The organism is Actinomadura mexicana (genome assembly GCF_900188105.1).
In the GTDB taxonomy this organism is placed as follows: Bacteria; Actinomycetota; Actinomycetes; order Streptosporangiales; family Streptosporangiaceae; genus Spirillospora; species Spirillospora mexicana.
This window is the reverse complement of record NZ_FZNP01000049.1, coordinates 1-1,125: the sequence shown is the minus strand read 5'-3', so window position 1 is coordinate 1,125 and position 1,125 is coordinate 1. Positions and strand designations below refer to the sequence as shown.

Below are 1,125 nucleotides of genomic sequence, written 5' to 3'. Positions count from 1 at the left end.
ACTTCAGGAGCTGGCGGGCCATGACCATGCGCTGGATCTGGTTGGTGCCCTCGTAGATCTGGGTGATCTTGGCGTCGCGCATCATCCGCTCCACCGGGAAGTCCCGCGTGTACCCGTACCCGCCCAGCAACTGCACCGCATCGGTGGTCACGTCCATCGCAACATCCGAAGCAAGCGTCTTGCACGCCGACGACACGAACGTCAGATCCGGCACGCTCTCACCGCCCATCGCCCGCTCGGACTTGACCGCCGCGTGATACGTCAACTGCCGCGCCCCCTCCAACCGCATCGCCATGTCCGCCAGCATGAACTGCACACCCTGGAAATCAGCGACCGCCCTACCGAACTGCCGCCGCTGCTTGACATACCCCACCGCGAAATCCAGCGCCCCCTGCGCGATCCCCAGCGCCTGCGCCGCGATCGTGATCCGCGTATGGTCCAACGTCGCCAACGCCGTCTTGAACCCCGTCCCCTCGGCCCCGATCATCCGATCCGCCGGAACCCGCACCCCCTCCAACAGCACCTGACGCGTCGGCGACCCCTTGATCCCCAACTTGCGCTCCCTGGCCCCGAACGACACCCCCGCGTCCTCCTGCGCATCCACCACGAACGCCGAGATCCCCCGCGCCCCCGCACCCGGATCGGTCACCGCCATCACCGTGTAGAACCGCGACACCCCCGCATTGGTGATCCACATCTTCGCGCCGTCCAGCACCCAGTGATCCCCATCACGCACCGCACGCGTCCGCATCCCCGCCGCGTCCGACCCCGCATCCGCCTCCGACAACGCATACGAGAACATCGCCTCACCCCGCGCCACCGGCCCGAGGAACCGCTCCCGCAACCCCTCCGACCCCGCCAGCAGAACCGGAACCGTCCCCAGCTTGTTCACCGCCGGAATCAACGACGAGGACGCGCACACCCGCGCCACCTCCTCGATCACGATCACCGTCGCCAGCGCATCGCCCCCCGCACCCCCGTACGATTCCGGCACGTGCACCGCATGCAGATCACCCGCCACCAACGCATCCAACGCCTCCTGCGGGAACCGCGACTCCTCATCCACCTCCGCCGCGAAAGGAGCGATCTTGGCCTCGGCCAGCTCACGCACCGAACGCCGCAGCA

At 67.8% G+C, this 1,125-nt stretch carries 1 protein-coding gene; it reads right to left on the bottom strand.

The window, feature by feature from the left end:
* On the bottom strand, window positions 1–1,123 hold a 1,123-nt coding region (locus CHC11_RS39960; RefSeq protein ID WP_089317115.1), incomplete at its 3' end, for an acyl-CoA dehydrogenase family protein.
* Between the last annotated feature and the right edge of the window lie 2 nt (window positions 1,124–1,125).